This window comes from Pedobacter sp. Bi27 (assembly GCF_918698255.1).
Taxonomy (GTDB): Bacteria; Bacteroidota; Bacteroidia; order Sphingobacteriales; family Sphingobacteriaceae; genus Pedobacter.
Genome location: NZ_CAKKMW010000002.1, coordinates 715,351 through 734,609 on the forward strand (window position 1 = coordinate 715,351; position 19,259 = coordinate 734,609).

The 19,259-nt window shown below is 40.8% G+C and carries 13 protein-coding genes and 2 tRNA genes; 1 reads left to right on the plus strand and 14 read right to left on the minus strand.

Annotated elements, in window-relative coordinates; genetic code table 11:
• Positions 1 to 541: 541 nt before the first annotated feature.
• Positions 542 to 1,264 carry an SDR family oxidoreductase gene (locus LQ227_RS08515; RefSeq protein ID WP_230149015.1) on the minus strand — a complete coding sequence of 241 codons (723 nt, stop codon included), beginning with the start codon at positions 1,262 to 1,264 and terminating at the stop codon, positions 542 to 544.
• Positions 1,265 to 1,349: 85 nt separating this feature from the next.
• Positions 1,350 to 1,526, minus strand: a complete 177-nt coding sequence (locus LQ227_RS08520) for a hypothetical protein (protein ID WP_230149017.1) — start codon at positions 1,524 to 1,526, stop codon at positions 1,350 to 1,352.
• Between the two features lie 62 nt (positions 1,527 to 1,588).
• Here LQ227_RS08520 and LQ227_RS08525 point away from each other — a divergent pair, with 62 nt between their 5' ends.
• On the plus strand, positions 1,589 to 2,488 hold the full coding sequence (locus LQ227_RS08525; protein ID WP_230142701.1) for an AraC family transcriptional regulator: 900 nt from the start codon (positions 1,589 to 1,591) through the stop codon (positions 2,486 to 2,488).
• An 81-nt stretch (positions 2,489 to 2,569) separates the two neighbouring features.
• On the opposite strand, the gene LQ227_RS08530 is transcribed toward LQ227_RS08525, so the two are convergent.
• The 12 genes from LQ227_RS08530 to prfA all read right to left on the minus strand — a co-directional run bounded on the left by LQ227_RS08530 (position 2,570) and on the right by prfA (position 19,044).
• Positions 2,570 to 3,580, minus strand: a complete 1,011-nt coding sequence (locus LQ227_RS08530; RefSeq protein ID WP_230142703.1) for a carboxymuconolactone decarboxylase family protein — start codon at positions 3,578 to 3,580, stop codon at positions 2,570 to 2,572.
• Positions 3,581 to 3,646: 66 nt separating this feature from the next.
• Positions 3,647 to 4,060 carry a cupin domain-containing protein gene (locus LQ227_RS08535; protein ID WP_230142706.1) on the minus strand — a complete coding sequence of 138 codons (414 nt, stop codon included), beginning with the start codon at positions 4,058 to 4,060 and terminating at the stop codon, positions 3,647 to 3,649.
• Between the two features lie 821 nt (positions 4,061 to 4,881).
• The gene (locus LQ227_RS08540) at positions 4,882 to 5,268 is read right to left on the minus strand and encodes a hypothetical protein (RefSeq protein WP_230142707.1); all 387 of its coding nucleotides are present in this window, start codon (positions 5,266 to 5,268) and stop codon (positions 4,882 to 4,884) included.
• Between the two features lie 27 nt (positions 5,269 to 5,295).
• Complete coding sequence (locus tag LQ227_RS08545) at positions 5,296 to 5,556, minus strand: hypothetical protein (protein ID WP_230142710.1); 261 nt, start codon at positions 5,554 to 5,556, stop codon at positions 5,296 to 5,298.
• Between the two features lie 253 nt (positions 5,557 to 5,809).
• Positions 5,810 to 6,508 (minus strand): hypothetical protein, encoded by a 699-nt coding sequence (locus LQ227_RS08550; RefSeq protein WP_230142712.1) that lies wholly within the window; start codon positions 6,506 to 6,508, stop codon positions 5,810 to 5,812.
• A gap of 75 nt (positions 6,509 to 6,583) precedes the next feature.
• Positions 6,584 to 7,336 (minus strand): hypothetical protein, encoded by a 753-nt coding sequence (locus LQ227_RS08555; RefSeq protein WP_230142714.1) that lies wholly within the window; start codon positions 7,334 to 7,336, stop codon positions 6,584 to 6,586.
• Positions 7,337 to 7,338: 2 nt separating this feature from the next.
• On the minus strand, positions 7,339 to 12,414 hold the full coding sequence (locus LQ227_RS08560) for a DUF6443 domain-containing protein (RefSeq protein WP_230149019.1): 5,076 nt from the start codon (positions 12,412 to 12,414) through the stop codon (positions 7,339 to 7,341).
• A 28-nt stretch (positions 12,415 to 12,442) separates the two neighbouring features.
• Positions 12,443 to 12,808, minus strand: coding sequence for a hypothetical protein (locus tag LQ227_RS08565; RefSeq protein ID WP_230142719.1), 366 nt, complete (start codon positions 12,806 to 12,808; stop codon positions 12,443 to 12,445).
• 34 nt (positions 12,809 to 12,842) lie between these two features.
• The gene (locus tag LQ227_RS08570; RefSeq protein ID WP_230142721.1) at positions 12,843 to 16,589 is read right to left on the minus strand and encodes a hypothetical protein; all 3,747 of its coding nucleotides are present in this window, start codon (positions 16,587 to 16,589) and stop codon (positions 12,843 to 12,845) included.
• Positions 16,590 to 17,525: 936 nt separating this feature from the next.
• Positions 17,526 to 17,599: transfer RNA gene (locus tag LQ227_RS08575), tRNA-Asp, on the minus strand.
• 194 nt (positions 17,600 to 17,793) lie between these two features.
• Positions 17,794 to 17,867 (minus strand) — tRNA-Asp (locus LQ227_RS08580).
• A gap of 103 nt (positions 17,868 to 17,970) precedes the next feature.
• A complete protein-coding gene (prfA, locus tag LQ227_RS08585) occupies positions 17,971 to 19,044 on the minus strand; it encodes a peptide chain release factor 1 (RefSeq protein WP_057933254.1) in 1,074 nt (357 codons plus the stop codon).
• Positions 19,045 to 19,259: the final 215 nt, after the last annotated feature.

Consider the following 19,259-nt stretch of genomic DNA (forward strand, 5'->3'; position numbering starts at 1 on the left):
CTACTCAAGGGCAGCATAACCGTAAGTGGTGGTGCGATTCTGCGAAAGCAGGCGCTGGCTTTACCTTTTAGGTAGAGAAAAGGTAAAGCCGGGGTAACCCTGGGGTAACCTTGGGGTTAACTTGGTAGCAACAAAGGGTAAAGAACAGGTAATGCAGGGGTAATTAAATACGGCCCATTTGCTGGCTTTCCAGATAGCCAGCCAGTAAATCTTTCAGGTAAAAACGATCGCCGCCAGGTTTTTTATAGGCTTTAAGGTGCGTCTTTTACCTAACGTTTGTAGGTGCTTTCGCTAATGCTCGGGGAATCTTTAACCCTGATAATTAGTCAGTTGAAAAAATAAAGAAATAGGCTTCGAAAAAGGGTTACAAAAACATCTGATAAAACGAAAAAAGTGGAGGACCAAAATTGTAGTTTCATAATAAATAGTGTATAGGATTTTATCGAACTTTTTCAGCACCATCGGACGTCCGCTGGTACCTTTTTATGCGCTCAATTTTTCATTTCAGACACGCTAACTTCAAAATATTGGTTGTTTCTTCTTATGGGTTCATTCTTTTAAACATTCCCTGTATTTCAGTGGGTGTTGCTTTCGATAACATTTCGCTATATCCAAAAGTCAATTCATCTTTACCTTCTTTTAGCTGTTGAAATATTGCATTAATAAAATCACCAACAGAAGGGTGCTCGCTGTGCAAGCCTTTGCCACCCAGATCAGTGTTGAGAGCTGGTGGGATCAATTCGATGATCGCTATATTTCTTGATTTTAGCAAATGCCTCAATGAAATGGTAAAGGAGTGAAAAAAAGCTTTTGTAGCACAATAAACAGGTACTTTTGTAAGAGGCGTAAATGCCAGGCCAGAGGTTACATTGATGACCGTATCCAGTGATTTGAGTTCAGTAAAGAGTGAAATTAAATGCAACGGCGCTAAAACATTTATTTGAATCTCATTTTTTGCTTTATCATAAAAGTGCTCGTCTGATATATCCATCCAGTTTTGAATACCTGCATTGTTTACCAATACGTTCAAATCACTGTGGTGTTCAGCAATCCATTGATAAAGTTCCGTACGCTCGGATTCTTCCGATAAGTCGCAAACCTTTGTTATTACTGCCGGAAATTTGTCAGCCACTTCTTGTAGCGCTTCTTTCCTTCTGCCACAAATAATAACCTGGTTGTTTTCCTGAATAAATCTTTCAGTTAATCCCAAACCGATGCCACTGGCTCCGCCAGTGATTAAAATTTTATTGTTTGATAATTTCATTGTTTTTTGTTTAATATTCAATGTTTTAAAGCATTTTTATCTTTTTCAATTCTATATCTTTTAACTTGTTCCAAACAAAAGCAAACTATAAACCCAACAATTTTTCTGCATTTTTATACTCTATCTTTTCTTTAGCCTCGTGCGAAATGGGCGCACTTTCAAGAAATTGCCTGATGTGTTTATCGTATAGGCGAAGTTCTTTATACTTTTGCATCAGATCGTTATACGGATTCCTGTTTCTCTTACCAATTTTTCTGTTCATTGGCGCTTCTGCAGGGATTATTGAAATACTTAAGCTATTTTCACTTTAAAATAACCGAAGTCATGGGAAATCCCCTTAGAATTGAAAGTGTTGCTCAGATCAATAACGAGCGGGGGCAGAAGACCCTGCATCCTTTGGTCAGTGTTCTTGATCAGTCGCTATCGAAGCCCGTAAAAGAAGCACGTTATATTTCTGATGTGTACATGATCTTTTTAAAAGACGAGAAGTGCGGGGAGATGAAATATGGCCGCAATCACTATGATTATGAAGAGGGAACGCTTCTTTTTATCGCACCAGGACAGGTATTTGGTTTTGAGGAAAGCGAAAACATGATACAGCCGACAGGCTGGGGATTATTCTTTCATCCCGATCTCATCCGTGGAACCCATCTCGGTAAATGCATTAACGAATACAGCTTTTTCTCTTATGATGTTAATGAAGCACTTCACGTATCCGATGCAGAAAGAGAAATTGTGCTGGAGTGTTTTAATAAGATCCGGTATGAATTAGCGCATCCTATTGATAAGCACAGCAGGACATTGATCGTTAGCAACATCGAAATGTTCCTGAATTATTCTGTTCGCTTTTACGACCGGCAGTTTCTCACCAGAGAGCATATCCATAAGGACGTATTGACTGGGTTTGAGGGATTACTGAACGAGTACTTCCAGTCGGAAAAGCTGCAAACGCTGGGATTGCCCTCCGTTTCGTATTGTGCAGCGCAGCTCAACCTGTCTCCAAAATATTTCGGAGACCTGGTAAAAAAAGAAACAGGAAAATCTGCGCTAGAGTATATACACCTCAAACTGATTGATGCTGCAAAAGAACAGATACTTGACCTTAGCAAATCCGTAAGTGAGGTTGCGTATATGCTTGGCTTTAAATATCCCTCACATTTTACCCGTTTCTTTAAACAACAGGTTGGGCATTCGCCCAATGAATACCGCAATTCTATGAATTGATTGAAGCCGGGAAATACGCATAATTTCTTACCAGGCTGCAACGCTTTTAAAAACCAGATCCTTTATCGTCCCTAACAAATCCTATTTTAATTTACTAAAAACCTCCAGCATCGTTTCATTATCTAGGCTGTTCATATCTACCAGTTTTAATGTTTTTACCATTTTTAGGGTCGTTGTTTTGTAGTGCTGGAAGTGTGGTGTTCGCAAATGAGATTGATATGCGGCTTTACTGGCGTATATTTCTATGATCCTAACCTCAGTGGGGCTTTTCTGTTTAAACATAGGAAAAATAGCAATTACACCAGGCTCGATTTTTATAGAAGCCGCTGCCTCCTGTCGCAAAATGGATTTATACTCTTCGAGGTATTCAGGTAAAATTTCGATTTCAGAAATACGCACCATCATATCCTTCTCCATTACAGGAACCAATGGTTTTCCGATTATTTTCCTGATGGTATTTCTCTGTGTTTTATTCACGTTTGTTTCAACCAGCATTGCTAATTGCTCTAATTGATTTTCAGTTATGCCTGTATTCTTCCCCATGTTGATATGGGCCTGCAGTTGGCCCTCTACACCTGGCATCGAGGCCAGAGCCGCAATTGTTACCATTTCTCTTTGCTGATAGCTCAGCACATCACTAACAAAAATGTCGGCAAATAAATGTTCCTTTAAAAAAGCATCAATACGCGGTGCAAATTCCCCGAAGCCTGGGGCAGGTTTTGATTGTGGGGCCCTGGTCAGTTCTTCCAACACTTTTCTGCCCTGTTCATATTTATTTTTAGGGTTATTTTCTACAACAATTGTTTTCCCTACTTTATCTGTGATCCCTTTTCCTTCTCTCTCCTTTGCAACAGTCATAAAAACGTTAATGGCATTAAGGCTTCTTGGAAAACCACAATATGCATAAAGCTGAACGAGCGCTTCTTTGATTTCATTAATTGCAAGCCCTGAATCCAACCCTTTATTCAATTCCACTTTTAACAGTTCCACGTTTCCCGTAGCTGTAAGTGCCGAAATCTTTATCAAGCTTTGCTGCTGTGCAGATAAATCCGTATTAGCTGTTTTATTTGGTTGTGCATTCATTTTGATCATACTTATTGTGAGCACAAAAAATAGTATTCCCTTTAAAAATTTGCTTTTGCCCATCATTTTGATTGCTTAATTTTTGTTGGCTGCGTTGAACTCTTCATCAGTTACAGGGTTTAACCAAACTGCGTTAGTTTCACCTTCATAATTGGTAAGGGCAATATGTACCATTTTTGTGCTGGCGGTAGCTCCATGCCAGTGTTCCACATTTTCTGGAATATTGATTACATCACCTTTTTTGATGACTTGGGCTGTTTTCCCTTTTTCCTGGTAAAGGCCCTCGCCTTCGGTTATAATCAGTACCTGCCCTTTAGGATGTGTATGCCAGTTGGTTCTTGCCCCTGGTTCAAAAGTTACACTACCCAACACAAAATTGTTGTTCTTATCTTTTGCCAGAAGTGTCTGCAGATAAGCATCTCCAGTAAAATATCCATTGGTTAATTTTTCTCCTTTAGGGAAAAGAGCAGTGGTGTTTTCTGTTATCATTTTTTCTTGATTTTTATTGCTATTGCAGGCCATTATAGAGAATGAGATTCCCGTTATAAAAGCTAATAACATTATCCTGAAAATTGTTTTCATTGCAATGAAGTTTATTGTATTAATTCAAGGTTATTTTTAGTTTCAGATTGCATTTCTCACCAACGGTGCCACAAAGTTCGTCACTAAAGCTTGCAATGGGCTTATACAGAATACTGTTTTATTTACCAGTTTTACGGTTTTGAGCTAAATAGACATGGCTGTGGTCTGTTTATTAATTTGCATAGTACTTATTCACCTAATTATTTTGGTTACCCCATTAAAAAGAAGAAGCGGGTATTACAGCATAGGAATAATATTGGGACTGAAAAAATGAATGCTTTGGTGTTTTCAGCAAACGAAAAAGCCTGTAAACATTTAATTTACAATATTTTAGTTAAATTTAAAACTATTTTCGCGGAATGGACGGGACTCAATTAACCTTATTTGAAGTAATGATCAATTTAGATAAATATTTAACTTTTTTAGCATCCAATATTTTAACTGATTTATTCCCCAAAACTCCGCGGTCATCTATTTTTATGGATTTTATATGTTCTAAGTAGATATTTTTGACATCTAATGATGGATTTGACACCCACTGATGCAAGATGTGAGATAACAGCCAAACCACTATTATAACAATGATTACTAAAATTAATTTGATTTTGTACATGTCCTCTATTTTCTACGCGGTATAGATAATCCTGGTATTAGCTTAGATTCGGTAAATGAGTATTGAAGGCCAATGTCGCCTAAATCACCGAATAGAACCCATCCTACCAAAACAGTTAATCTTTACGTGCTCTCCAATCTTTAACTTTGAAAGAGGTTATTAAAGAGTCTTTTAATAGTTGAAACATTAAATTTTTGGTATAAACAGGATCAATGTTATGTCCATAGTCTACAACTACCCGATAATAAACAAAATTTGAATCCTTGCTGTCAGGAATACCAATCAATTTTTCCAGCTGACTATACTTTAGTCCTATTAGTTTATGATTATTCAATAAGTCATCTAGCATTCTTTCTCTCAATGCCGGGGGATAGAGTGGATCGTCAGTGGTATTCCAACCTGCCTTATCAAAACTGATGTCATTATTACATGATACAAATAGCATAAATAGGACAGCGCAAAATATCTGAGCACTTGTCCGTTTATTGTTTTTAATAATCATTAATAATTAAATTTATGTAAGTAGCCTTTATTTAACAACATGTCCAACATTTGACAAGACACATTCGCGAGCAGTCATATTGCCAATAGCATCAAGCTCCTCAAGGAATTTACTCAATTCAAAGGACTGAAGATTTGTTACAAAGGCACCTTTGAAAGCTGGGATAGCGAGATTAATATAAGTCTTTAAATGGTTACCATCCCAATAATCATCAGCATATGGATACGGCTTTCCTTCTATTTCGAATTCTACAAATTCTGATTGACTTTCATTTATTGATATTTTCATAAATTACTAATTTGATTTCGGCATTACTGTTATAACTTTTGTGCCAGAAGCATTAGTAACCACCTTCAAGTCGCCAGATGCGCTAATGTGCACAACTGTAGTCGCGGTATTTCCAGAACTGACACTCCCATTTTTTATCGCGTCTCTTACTCCAGCAGTAGATATAAATTCACCTCATTGAAATAAGATTTAACTCCTCATGCGGAATTGCAAATAACTGATATTGCCAAATAGCCATTTATGAGCAGTTTCTTTATAACTTTGGGATAATGTAACGCCTAGTCGATATAGGGTAAAAATCATTACGCTTTGATAGAAACTCTCCAACATTTATCGGAGTCACATGCGCTATTTCAAGCTCTCTTATAAATTCCCCCACGAAAGTACAGAATTTACCATCTTTTGTTAATTCTGGGGTGTAATATATATTTAGCGTGTTTTCTGGTCTATATATATATTCTGCTCCCTCTTGCACCCGCATCAGTTCCCCAACATATACTGATAACAGATAGGCCAAAGGGTAGTCCTTGCGTTTTGTACTAAATCTTTTGGTGATGACCACAGATAGTCTTTCGAGATAAATCGGGTCGAGGCTGACCTTAACATCAAAATCCAGTTTTTTGGATAACTCTGCGCAGTAATAAGGAATCGATTCTTTTAGGTTGGCAATCCTTGTCTTTTCTTTTTCAAAAAATGATCCATCGCCTTTTACCGGATAGACTCCAGATGCGATCATTGGCTCCAGATATTTAATATCATCGGCATATAGCCCTTCTCCACTTGATGCAGGAAACAGTGTCACCGTACCATCTTTATAAATGGTAACAAGCGCCATATTTGATTTCAGCTGATAGAAATGATCGATATTATCGAATTTTTTGTCGTTTATCTTACTCAGGGATTTAATATCCATAGCGCTGTAAAACTCCTTCTGGGCATTTGATTCTTCCATGCTTGTCAATAATATTAGGGCACTCAAAATAATCAACGTCACTTTCAAGTTCTCAAAATACCATGAGCCATATCTTTATAACTTGGGGATAATATAACTATCAGGGCTCCTTCTTATCGGATAAAAATCGTTACGCTTTGATAGAAACTCTCCAACACTGACCGGAGTGACATGTGCTATTTCAAGCTCTCTTATAAATTCACCCACAAAAGTACAGAATTTACCATCTTTTGTTAATTCTGGACTATAATAAATATTTAAGTTATGATTTAGACTAAATAGATATTCTGCCCCTTCTTGCACCCGCATCAGTTCCCCAACATATACTGATAACAGATAGGCCAAAGGGTAGTCCTTGCGTTTTGTACTGAATCTTTTGGTGATGACCACAGATAGTCTTTCGAGATAAACTGGGTCAAGGCTGACCTTAACATCAAAATCCAGTTTTTTGGATAACTCTGCGCAGTAATAAGGAATCGATTCTTTTAGGTTGGCAATCCTTGTCTTTTCTTTTTCAAAAAATGATCCGTCACCTTTTACCGGATAGACTCCAGATGCGATCATTGGCTCCAGATATTTAATATCATCGGCATACAGCCCTTCTCCCCCTGACGCAGGAAACAGTGTCACTGTACCATCTTTATAAATGGTAACCAGTGCCATATTTGATTTTAGCTGATAGAAATGATCGATATCATCGAATTTTTTATCTTTAAGTTTACTCAAAGATTTAATATCCATAGCGCTGTAAAACTTCTTCTGGGCATTTGATTCTTCCATGCTTGTCAATAATATTAAGGCAGTCAAAATTAAAAATTTATTTCTCATAATCATTTTATTAATGGGACCGCAACAGTTGTCAGATCTTGTTTGATTGGAATGCCGTTCTTTACCGACAACTTAAAATTGACGTTCATTCTTCCTCCATCCATACTGTACTGGGCCTTATACTGGTAGATAATTATATTCAGGGCACTAGCCGCCAAAAGAACAGATTTAGCAATTTTTACTTCTTTAGTGGTTATGAAGGTCAGCGACACTGCACTGGCCCTCATGCCTCCGTAAACCCTGTATTCCCTTGGAATTGACGCCGCAAGATTTGTTAAATGACCGAGCACTTGCCCTGTACTGGTTGAATTATAAATGTCCCCAGACTTAGCTTTTACTTCAAACCAGGCTGCCTCCTTAACCCTTATATTTGGTTCAAACCAACCAGTCTTTAAAATCCCGTCAGCAAAGCCATCTGGTTTTGTGGTCCTAGTCCCCCCTGACATTTTTCTGGTATCCGATGAATAATGGTCTGCTTCAAACCCGCTTGCTATAGCGGACCTATGCCACGAGTCTTCAAATATTTTGCCCACCCTATCTTCTAGGGCACCACCTGATAAGCCAGGATTCAAACTACTTATATAGTCGACCAGAGTCAATTTATCCAAAAAAGACCAGGATGTCATGCTGAGTGCGATTTCAGCTTTTTTATACTCCTGTTCTTCCTCAGTCTCTTCCCCGGCCATCCTCTTCAACCTATCATTACCATCGCTCATCGCAACCCCCATTCTCGCCCAGCCAATCAATGCCTCTGCCCCTGGAATTGGCTCCATTCCATCCGGATCAATAAACCTGATTGGATTATTAAAGGCATAATTATATGGAGAATGCCTCCTCATTTTATCGGCAAGAGGATCAATCACATTCCAACGCCCAATTACCGGGTCATAAAACCTTGCACCATAATCAAGCTGCCCGAGTTCATCCTGCAGCTCCTTACCGTTATACAGATATTTATTTACCCCTGCACTGGCAGCATTTCTCATCCCAAACGCATAATAATTATCAACTTGTAGGGGCTGTAATGCAAGCGTAGTTGGATGTCTATTGAACGTATAACGCACATTACCCAGATGATCGGTCAGGTTATGCTCATAAGTATAAGTACCACCACTGTTCCTGGCTATACCTGTTTCGGTATGGATGATATCGATCGAATTTCCATTGTACTCTATTCCATCAATGTAATTCCGGGTTGTCCCATTACTAACTTTGCGGAGTTTTTCACCAGTAGCGTCATAAGTATATGTTATACTTACAGATCCGCCAACTGCTGTTACGGGAAGATTCTGGTTATTATAGGTCAGGGCAAAACCATTCCGTCCATCAAAGGTTGCGTTCCCATTTAAGTCATATTGATAAACCCCTGTAGCCAATGGACCTCCTGTAATCTGGATCAATCTGTTTCCACTATAGTTGTATGTCCCCACTGTACCATTATCCCTGCTCAAGGTCTTAATATTGCCCATCTCGTCATAACTTAACATCTCGCTCATCGAAATCCCCGAAGTGGTGCTTCCGTTGGTGAGCCTGTTTAGATGATCATACTGGTAGCTGAACGAATTAGGAAAATTATTGGACGATCCCCAGCGTTGATAAGAGATGTTGCCGTTATATTGCGGCCTGTCAGAGTCGTCATAGTTCAGTTCTATGCTAAACTGATCTGACACATCTTTTTTCATCCAGCCCCGCTCATTGTAGCTTAAAGTACTCCTGTACAAGAAATTATCGCCACCAGTACCATGAAGGTTCTTATTGAGCAGTTGTCCAAGCTCGTTATAAACAAGCCTAATTAGCTCAAGTTCACCCTGTCCATTAATATTGGAAAAGCTTTTTATCTTTCTGCCCACATGATCGTAAGTATTCCTGTCAACAATCGATGTTTCAGCTGAACCCACATGGTGATTCCTACTGATTGATTCTACCGCCCCAGCAAAATCATAACTATTGGTAATCTCATCATAGTTGGATGTCTCCTGGTTACCCGAAAGGTAATGCTGTTTAAAAGCTTTAGCCAACATTCCCCTTTCATCGTAAAAATTCAAAGAAAGCATCATTACTGATGTTCCAAGCACTTTTACCTTGGTCCCAGTCAAAAACCCCTTAATTCTGGAACTAGCTCCATTGTAGACATATGTATTACCTTCTGGAAAAGTGTAGTCATCATAATAATTAACCGTATAGTTATCAGTTCCTGTTCTGGGAAACGCATCATTGCTATAGTCGCTGCCAATGTTTCTGGTCTCCCACATCAGGTGACTTACCCCATCAGCCATTACGGTTTCCTGCAGGGCACTTCGATCCAGGGCATTGTCATAAACACCGGTACACACATTTCGTCCGAACCTGTCATACTTGGTAAACATCCACTGGTTCTGTACACGTTGGTTGTTGTCCTGACTAAGCACTACCTGGTCGAGCCTATTGTACACCATATATTCCCAGCCTTTACCCGGAATCTTTTTTTCCACCAACCTATTATGGTTGTCATAACGGTACTGGTAACAGAAATCGTCCAGTTTTGCCTGGGTAATTTCTCCATCGTCCGGTCTGGCGCCAGGAGGAAGCACAAAACAGAGATTGCCCAGATCATCATAGATATAATAGGTCGAGAGCATCTGCAAAGCCCCACCGGTCGGCTGCTCGAAGTGCCGCTTCACAACGATATGGCCTTCCTTATCTTTATACTCGTAAATACTTCCTGCCTTACCATCTGCCTCAGTCCAGTTTTCATCCTTAACAATGGTCAGGAACAGACTACTATAACTCTGGCTCCCGTTTTCAGACAAAGTCCGCAGATGCTGCTGTCCAGGAGAAGTATTGATCACTGCATCATAACGCCTGATTATTAGGTCATGAATGCCCGCATAGTGGTTTCCGGTGAATTCACTTCTCACTGTATGGCCTGAGCCCGGCTGCCAGGTATTTCCTGGAGCTCCTTGTTCCAGCATTCTTGATAAAGGAGATTTCTCAAACTTCATTTCTGCAAAAGGATAGTCTGTAGCGACATGATCAGTAGCCAGCTGGGTATAAAAGAGTTTTTGTCCGCTATTCCCATATCCACCTGTACCGTTCAATGCATTTATCCTAAAAGATCCGGCTAGGCCATCAGCAGCTGTATAAGGAAGATACTTTACCGCTTCCCTTCCAAATTCATCGTACGCAATCGGTTGGATCACATCCCTTCCATATGGACTGGCACCAACATTAACTAACTGCATCGCTCTTCCAAGCCCATCAACATACTGGATATTTCTGTTCACATCAGAAATACTGCTACCAGGAAGGGAGGCAACGTCGGTCAATCGCGTCCGTGGCGTATAGGTGTAAATATAATTGTAGTCCGATGTGGATTCAGAAGCTGATCCGGAGACCTCAATACTTATTGCAAAGCTTCCGCTGCCCGAACTATTATAAGCTGTAATGGTATATGTCGTTGCTGAGGACGAGGTATTTGGTATACCGCTGATCATACCCGTATTGGCGTCAAGTACCAAACCAGATGGCAACGCAGGGCTGATGGTATAACCTACCATCTCTGCCAACTTGCGGATATTATGGGATCCGTTCTCAGCAACAAAGAGATATCCCTGTCCATCGATGCTCAGTCCGTAGACCGAATTGAAACGGATTACCGAACCCGTGCCATTGACAGTCCCCGCTGAGGTCGTACCGGCATAACTGGCTACCACACCCGAAGAGTTGATCTTCCTCACCGTATTATTCTGTTGATCGGCAACATATACATTTCCGGAGGCATCGACAGCAACTCCATTTGGGTAATTAAAGCTTGCTGCTGTCCCAGTACTGTTCAAAGAACCTATTGAGCCGCTTCCGGCCAAAGTGCTTACTACGCCTCCGCTGATCTTTCGGATCATATGGTTAAGGCGGTCCGCCACATACAGCGTCCCAGAAGCATCAAATCCAAGTCCCATCGGATTCCGAAAAGATGCCGACAGCAAGGCCCCGTTTGCTGAACCTGCTGCCCCTGAACCTGCATAGTCGCCCACCACTCCTGAGGGAGTAACCACCCGAATTTTATGATTACCGTAATCCGCTACATACAGATTACCAGAAGCATCAAATGCCAGACCGATCGGACTGCTGAAACTCGCCGCGGTTCCCGTGCCGTTGGCCGACCCCGCAGCCCCACTACCTGCAAAAGTAGTGACCACACCTGACGGGGTAATTTTCCGTATCCGGTGGTTCTGTTGGTCGGAAACAAAAACATTTCCAGAAGCATCCACCGCGAGAGCAGATGGGTGCTGAAACTGCGCTGCTGCCCCTGTGCCATCTGCATAGCCCCCATAACCTATACCAGCAAGAGTGGTAACCTCTCCCAAAGAACTGATCTTACGGATCAAATGGTTACCTGCATCGGCAACATATACATTGCCTGAGAGATCCACCGCAGTACCTAAAGGGTTGTTAAAATAGGCTGAGGAACCGTTTCCATTGGAAGCGCCCGAAGCATTTGCACCAGCAAAAGTAGTAGCGGTCACCCCCCCTGCTACTTGGCTTCCCGTATTTAGAGGCGAAAGGTTCACAGATGAACCCACAGCAAACACATTTACCGCATTATAACTAATCACAGGCACTCCTGAAGAGCCGCCTGAATCGAGCGAACTGATCTGCAGCGCTATAGTGCCTATACTACTACTATACCCCTCAACGGCCAGATAGTAGGTGCCAGTGGAAAGGGTATAACTCAAGTGAGACCTGGTTCCACAATCAGGTGAATCATCCTGAAAAGTCACTACTGCCCCACTGGAATTCAATATATGGATATAAGTATCAAAATCACTCGCACATAAGGAGAAATCCAATGTCGCAGCCCCCGTTACCACAAAACGGTAATATACCTCTGGACTGGACTGCCCCATATTGTTTGTATAGGTCGTCCCTCCATAAGAAGCGCTGTTACGGCTATCCGTAAAAACAGGGCCGCCACTACCGTTATAGCTGCCTACATAAATTGCCGTAGACATGGAGGCCCCTGTCTGTGCCCTACTTTCTAAATTGAAAAGGAGCAGCAAAAGGCACACGCATACCGAGATTCTGAGCATTAATTTTTTCATAACTTTACAAATAAAATGATGTTCAAGACTAATTATCCTTAACCATTTGCCCCTCACCTATACGTTCAGATGGTGGCACTAGCTTTTCCAGTTGGAGTGGAGTTAATATTGCTCTGAGTTTGATATTCCGCCCCTCCATTAATGCTTTTATTCTGCTCTTGCGTAGCTGACCAGAAACCGAAGTATCTCTTTCCACAGTCAGGAGACTCGCCTTATAATCTGTTTGAATTTTTTCCACTTGCCCTGCCTTCAACGAATCCACCAGAAGGGTTACTTTATAGAATGACTGTAAGCCCTGTTTATTTTTATTCTCTTTTTTCTGCTGTGCACTAACCTCAGCCCCACTGTACAGCATAAATATGAACAGGGCAAAGGCGATTATATTTTTTTTCATTTGAATTAAATTGAAAATTTTACAGACCAAACTATTATTCATTAAAAAGCACCACGGTATGTTCTGTATTAGGCTGTAAATTCAGCAGGTCACCGCTTCGTAATAGCGTGCTCCCCCAAACAAGCCTGGAAAGGCTTCCGTTATAATTATCTTCAAAACGAATACCCAACTTATATTCTCCAGGCTCTATGTATAGCTCGGCGAAGTTGTTGGTGGGTGTATTGTATGGTATCCGCTTACTCATCACAATCGAATTATTCCGGAACAGGTCAACATAAACCGCCCTTGGAATGATGCTGCCAGATGGCCAGGTATTGAGTTTAATCAATACATTTGCCTCTGGCTTTTGGGAATCTTCCCCTACAATCATGGAACTCCAGTAGGAATTGAGGTTTTGCTCAGCATAAGTATTTGCCGAAAGAGATGAAATTGGGTTAAAAAAAGCACCAGCTGGCTGAACGGAATTTACAACCCGACGTACATTATCACTAAAAATATGGTTGAAGGTCAACATCATAGGATTATTTACGGTGCTTAGCGTTTTTGCCAGTGCAGGGGTTTTAGCCAATACATATTCATGTTTTTTCACAATGTAACCCTGGTCATCCTTAACAGTAACCAAACGGCCATAATCGTCGTAGCTGAAATATTTTGATCTTCCGTCAGGTGAGGTTGTCGCAGCCACACCGATCATGGGGATATGGGCATATGTGCTGACCATAGCATTGGGAAGGGCAGCACTGATACTGCTCCCAATTGCCTTGATCTCAGTAATTGTGGTAGCAGTATATACCTGCGAAGCATTAAAAGATGAAGTGACATCATAATACCCGACACCATTTATCTCAGCTATAGGATACTGATCGTTATAGCCCCATAAATAGGTCTTGACCAGTTTACTTTTTTCAGTAAGCTGCAGCACATTTTCATGATCATCATAAAGATCAAAACTCATCAATACTTCAAGAGGTCCTGTACCTACCGACTTAAACAAAGTAACAGGTAGAATATGCATTCCCAAATGCAACGCTGCATAATCCGTCTTTGAACGTGCCGTTTCAACCTGAACGTTGTTGTCATTTATAGCGTAACTGATCTCCTCAATCACCTGACTGATCATATTACGGTTTTTCATCGTATCACATACAGCTACACTAGGATAATCGTAAGCATATTTAAGTACTTTGGATACCGTACCATTGTTCTTTCCGGAAGTTGTTATCCTGCTGATCTGTGGATAGGTCGGATTGTTATATTCATAGGCCGTAGTCTTTTCCACCACGTCATTCCCCTTGAGCCATTTCTCAGATTCTGAACTAAGCAATAACTTCGCCACCTGGATCCCATACTGACCAGCATTAAAAACATCATAAACACTTTGAGAACCATTGATGAATGAATTATTGAGATTATACAGTGAAGCATCCGAAAGCCCTGTGGGGTAGCCATTAAAAAAATGATAATCAATCTTGGGATAAGAATAAATTACCCTGATCTGGTCTGCCTTACTGTACTTGGAATACGTAAATTCCTTACTGTGTACCAAGTTAAAATTCCCAGATTCAAATGCATAATCTTCAATCAGCCGTTCAGCCCCCATCAGTCCGTCCGTCTGGAGTACCGGTATATTAGTTCCTTCGATCTTGGCATCACTGCTGAACGAGTATGGGCCAAATTGGCCGGGAGGATAGTAATTATAAACTTTTTTGCCAGTCATTCCTCCAAGGTCGCTATTGTATTCGGTCACTTTGGTATAATAAATCGGAGCACCGTTGGGATAGGTGTAATCCGTTGAAGAAGCAGGAACATAAGTAGTCCTCTTTTCCGAAAACTTAACCTGAAGGCAGCCACGGCTTCCACAGCTTGATGAGATCGGTGTAAAATCCTCCCCTATGTTGGTCGATCCAGGTCCTGCCATATAAGCTACAGTCTGACTATAGTTGTATGGCTTGAAGGTCTTCCGTGCCACATCATATTCGCGGTACGGGGAGTTGACTAGTATACCTGTCCCATCTTCCATATCCCCATATCTATAGTACTTATAAGTTGCCGGCTTGCTTGACCTTCCATCATAATGGCTAATGGTCTTTACCCTTAACCCACCTGTCATCGCATATAAGTCCTGATGTGGACTCACCGCCTGCCTTACAGCATTGGCCTCATACTCAAAATCAACATATCCGCCTGTTGGATAAATAATCCTTCTTAACATCCCTGCATTCAAAGAAACTTCATCCACAGCTTCAATATTCCTGTTCTGACTATTTGAAGTACCAAAAGTAAATACAGAATTGATCCCATAGCCATAACATGCATCTTGTGGAGAAGGATAAAACATCTGGCTAATCTTTGTTTCCGGAATGGCGGTAAAGCCGACATTTTCATTTACCTGCGAAGTAAATACATTGGCATAGCCCCATGCATCCTTGCCCTGCAGGTGATCGCCAAAACAGAATTTACTCCCATATAAGAATTTATAGGTTTCAATAATCGTGGTACTACCTGAACATTTTATTGAGTCCAGATAACGCGTGGCGTAGGCACTTCCATTTGCACTGGCAAAGGCGGCAAGATTTTCAGGCAAGGCAATCGACTGGAAAAAATCAAAGGACTTGACCTGTTGATTATCCGGCTTCTTGATTTTGATCGAGCTCAACTGTTCGGCTCCATTGAACTCTACATAGCCATTGCGGAAGTCAACTCTTGCCATCGCAATACCAAGAACAGTAGTTCCAGCGGAATTTGGCGTCTGTGCCGGATAGGTTTTTTCAACTACATTATTCGACTGATCAAGGTAAGGAAAGTGAAAAACCGATCTTCCGTTTGACAGATGTTCCATATATTTTGGTGAGGACAAACGATAAGAACGGTACTGGGACATCAGACTTTCATAGGTGGCGTAACTGGCGGTAATCTGATCGGCCCTGTAATAGGTATCCATTCCACACGGATTCTCATTCGTATAATACTCAATTGATTGGTTATTCGCATTAAACATTACCGGTGCTTTCAATTGATAACTAAAATTCAAGCTTTCTGTCCTATTTACATTTTCTATTTTACGGCATTTAAATGCAGTTTTGATCAAACCTGTAAACTCGACACACTTCGCTGCCCTTTCCCCAACGTTCATCGCGCCCCTGGCGCCAAAGTAGTATGTCGTACCATCAGTGTCCGTGATGATAAATTCTCCGTCAACATAATTAATCCGAATATTATCAAAGGGCACTGGAACAATTGAATATGAACTGCCAGTGTCATTTTTACGAAAATAAAATGACCCGGATTTGGTTAGCAATTTATAGTTGAACTTATCAGGCATGCCGTCTTGCTCACCTCTTGCTATCTTGTGGTTATCCAATGCATCATTATCACTAATGGGATATTGTAAATCAGGGCTATTGGCCCTAAACACCTTTATGCCGTTATTCTGGATGTAGCCCCCAGCTTCAAGATCATCAATGCCGTTTACACTTCTGGTAATCTGGATATCAGAGCTTAGTGACCAGCCCATTCCCGCCCTGGTCGCTTTTTCCTGTATCTTAAAACCGCCGGCATGGTAGTTCAGGGTAATGGGCATATTGAGCCCCCCAGACTGAACGGTATATAATGGCACAGAAATATCCGGGATACCCGTATTGAAATTCACCGGGTAATTGACCATTTTGATGAGCGCCGCAGCTTCGGGCGACACCGGTACCTTTGGCTGGGCTTTAACAGAACTGCCAACCGCACACAGTACAGCCAAAGGCATAGCCAGTAGAAATAATTTTAATTTCATGTTCTATGAATTGATTAAAGAGAAGAGACCTTATAAGATATATTCAGCAAGGCAATACCGCTGTTGGAGATGGGACGTGACTTATGGGTAGTCATTGAATGTTGAGAGAGTCGTGTCATGAGACGTTGCTTTATTTGATGCTAAAAATAACCGGAAAATACAACTTTGTATTACCTCCATGTAACAAATGTAAATGGATTACTGCAGGAAAACAGGGGTTTAAATCATAAAACTAAGGGGGTAAATTGGGCATAATCTAAAAAGCAGGTCTGTTATCTATAATTATTCCTCAGATTTATATTCTGATTTTACCATTTATTAAACCTAGCGTAAGGGATCAAATAATTTGGTTTATGCAGCAAGTACAATTATCTTTTCATTTTTAACAGCGATTACTCAGTTATACATTTTGACAATTTCAGCAGGAGTGTGGAGCTTATATAGAAAAAATATCAGTTTAATCACATCGTATCTCGTTCTCAACCAACCATAAAGCATGAGCATTATTATTTCAACCGCGCGAGCGTTTTGATTTTCCAAAAGGCACAATAAATATTGGCAAACCACTTATTTGGGACCGCAGCTACTTCTTAAAACACCTTTTCAAAAGAATTTTTACGGTACCGGAAAGCAGGCTGAAAGAATTCTACCGTCATCATTTGCATTACTATTTAGCCAATAACGTCAGAAATAGTGTGAAACTGTTCTTTAAATTTGCGGGAGCTTTTCAAAAGATAATTAGAAGCATTAGCTGATAGATATATACGGCAAAAACCACGTTAGGACGCAAAGGAAATTCGATTCCCCCCAACTTTTCCGCTTGATCCCAACTTTTCCGCTTGATCCAAAAAATGAATATTTTAGTGTTTTCCAGTAAACGAAAAAGCCTGTAACATTTAATTTACAGGCTTTTAGTTAAATTTAAAACTATTTTCGCGGAATGGACGGGACTCGAACCCGCGACCTCCTGCGTGACAGGCAGGCATTCTAACCAGCTGAACTACCACTCCTTTTGCTCTCTTTAAAGTTCGAACCTCTTTCCCCTTTCGGGAGTACAAATATAGACACTATATTCAGTTTATCACTATAACAATCGACTTTTTAATCAATAATTACGTAACACGCTGAACCTCATTCTAAATATTTTGATCAAAACGATTATTAAACAAAAAAGCCTCAACTTTTTCAAGTTAGGCTTTTGTTGCGGAATGGACGGGACTCGAACCCGCGACCTCCTGCGTGACAGGCAGGCATTCTAACCAGCTGAACTACCACTCCTTTTGTTCTTCTTTAAAGTTCGAACCTCTTGTCTCTTTCGAGGTTGCAAATATAGAGACTATATCTTAATTTGCAAACTTTTTTTTCAAAAATATATAACTTACTATCCTACAGCACCTTCCTGCATCTTTTCTGCATTTTCTGCGAACTGAAGTGCATCAATAATCTCCTGAATATCGCCATCCATAATGCTTGGCAAGTTGTACATCGTTAATCCGATACGGTGTTCGGTAACACGGCCCTGCGGATAATTGTAGGTTCTGATCTTAGCCGAACGATCGCCGGTTGAAACCATTGTTTTACGTTTAGCGGCAATATCACCGTTCTTTTTCTGCAATTCGATATCGTAAAGTTTACTACGCAACATCTCCATTGCAATAACACGGTTACCCAATTGCGAACGCTCCTGCTGGCAAACCACCACAATACCCGATGGCTTGTGCGTTAACTGCACCTTGGTTTCTACCTTATTTACATTCTGCCCGCCGGCACCACCTGAACGCGAAGTTTGCAGTTCAATATCGGCGGGGTTAATGTACAGATCAATTTCTTCAGCTTCTGGCAAAACCGCTACAGATGCAGCTGAGGTATGCACACGGCCCTGAGTTTCGGTATCTGGCACACGTTGCACACGGTGCACGCCACTTTCGTATTTTAACTGACCATAAACATCATCGCCACTCACTTTGAGAATTACCTCTTTATAGCCACCTGCTGTACCTTCCGTTACATCTACGGTTTCTACCTTCCATCCCTTGGTTTCGAAATAACGGGTATACATGCGGTACAAATCGCCGGCAAATAAAGCCGCCTCATCTCCACCCGTACCACCACGGATCTCGAATACCGCGTTTTTGGCATCTTCAGGATCTTTAGGAATCAACATCAAACGGATATTGCTTTCCATTTCTTCCTGTTGTTTTAACAAAAGATCGAGCTCTTCTTTTGCCATCTCGCGCATTTCAGCATCTTTCTCAGTAGCTAAAATTTCTTTGTTGGCATCGATATTACTCATCACATTTTTGTAGATTTTATATTCATCTACAATCTTGCCCAAGTCTTTATATTCTTTGTTTAAAGCCGCAAAACGTTTCATATCCTGAATTACATCCGGATTGCTCAACGATTCTTCCACATCTTCCCAACGCAGCTTTATAGCTTCTAATTTATCTAACATATTTATTCTTGTTGAAATTTCCTGACGGTGGGTATAGGCCCAAAAATTCAGGAAATGCAAAAATAAGGAAAAAAGCTGAATTAGTTTGTTTAGGATTAGCGGTTAATTGGTTAACGGTTTGAACTGGTTAACTGTTTGGGCTTAACGTCTAAATCAAAATCTTGCCAGTAATCCGAAAATGCAAAAAAGTTGATGTTAAGGTTTTGAAAACGAAG

Coding starts and splice junctions, on each gene's coding strand:
- LQ227_RS08535 (WP_230142706.1), bottom strand. CDS start 4,060: ATGATAACAGAAAACACCACTGCTCTTTTCCCTAAAGGAGAAAAATTA.
- LQ227_RS08560 (WP_230149019.1), bottom strand. CDS start 12,414: ATGAAAAAATTAATGCTCAGAATCTCGGTATGCGTGTGCCTTTTGCTG.
- LQ227_RS08515 (WP_230149015.1), bottom strand. CDS start 1,264: ATGAAATTATCAAACAATAAAATTTTAATCACTGGCGGAGCCAGTGGC.
- LQ227_RS08540 (WP_230142707.1), bottom strand. CDS start 5,268: ATGATTATTAAAAACAATAAACGGACAAGTGCTCAGATATTTTGCGCT.
- LQ227_RS08555 (WP_230142714.1), bottom strand. CDS start 7,336: ATGAGAAATAAATTTTTAATTTTGACTGCCTTAATATTATTGACAAGC.
- LQ227_RS08570 (WP_230142721.1), bottom strand. CDS start 16,589: ATGAAATTAAAATTATTTCTACTGGCTATGCCTTTGGCTGTACTGTGT.
- LQ227_RS08550 (WP_230142712.1), bottom strand. CDS start 6,508: ATGGAAGAATCAAATGCCCAGAAGGAGTTTTACAGCGCTATGGATATT.
- LQ227_RS08530 (WP_230142703.1), bottom strand. CDS start 3,580: ATGATCAAAATGAATGCACAACCAAATAAAACAGCTAATACGGATTTA.
- LQ227_RS08565 (WP_230142719.1), bottom strand. CDS start 12,808: ATGAAAAAAAATATAATCGCCTTTGCCCTGTTCATATTTATGCTGTAC.
- prfA (WP_057933254.1), bottom strand. CDS start 19,044: ATGTTAGATAAATTAGAAGCTATAAAGCTGCGTTGGGAAGATGTGGAA.
- LQ227_RS08545 (WP_230142710.1), bottom strand. CDS start 5,556: ATGAAAATATCAATAAATGAAAGTCAATCAGAATTTGTAGAATTCGAA.
- LQ227_RS08520 (WP_230149017.1), bottom strand. CDS start 1,526: ATGAACAGAAAAATTGGTAAGAGAAACAGGAATCCGTATAACGATCTG.
- LQ227_RS08525 (WP_230142701.1), top strand. CDS start 1,589: ATGGGAAATCCCCTTAGAATTGAAAGTGTTGCTCAGATCAATAACGAG.